At 65.8% G+C, this 544-nt stretch carries 1 protein-coding gene; it reads right to left on the bottom strand.

What is annotated here, in order from left to right:
* Window positions 1-6: 6 nt before the first annotated feature.
* Complete coding sequence (locus HMPREF9440_RS05275; protein ID WP_087943830.1) at window positions 7-537, bottom strand: MFS transporter; 531 nt, start codon at window positions 535-537, stop codon at window positions 7-9.
* Window positions 538-544 lie beyond the last annotated feature (7 nt).

Here is a 544-nt window from a genome sequence, read left to right as displayed (position 1 = left end):
TGAGTGTCAAATCGGCGGGAAGTTCAGGATGAAGGCGGGATGCCGTACCGCTTGCCCATAGGGCGCGGCGGTGCCGACGACGCTGAAGGCCCGGCGGTTTTCCTTGGGGTGCGTCTCGGGAAGCTTGAAGTGGGCGAGCGCGGCGAGCGTGAGGTTGAGGACCGCGAGGAAGAGAAAGATCCCGCGCCAACCGAAGTGCACCGTGATCCCGCCGCCGATGATCGGCGCCGCCGCGGGCGCGAGCCCGAAGAGCACCGTCATCAGGGCGAGAACGCGCGCGGCGTTCTCGCCCGACCACCGGTCGCGCACGACCGCCTGCGTCACGACCGGCCCGACGGACGCGGCCACGCCTTGGAGCACGCGGCAGGCGTAGAGCCACTCGATCGAGGTGCTCATCATGGCGGCGACGGAGGAGACGACGAAAAGGAGCATCCCGCCCACGATGACGGGCTTGCGTCCGAGCGCGTCGGACAAAGCGCCCACGAAGAGCGACGCGACCGCAAAGACGATCAGATAGGAACAGTAAAGAAATAAAATTTACTCA

It is taken from the genome of Sutterella parvirubra YIT 11816 (genome assembly GCF_000250875.1).
Taxonomy (GTDB): domain Bacteria; phylum Pseudomonadota; class Gammaproteobacteria; order Burkholderiales; family Burkholderiaceae_F; genus Sutterella; species Sutterella parvirubra.
Note: the sequence above shows the minus strand (reverse complement) of the source record. Positions and strands in the feature narration are given on the sequence as shown.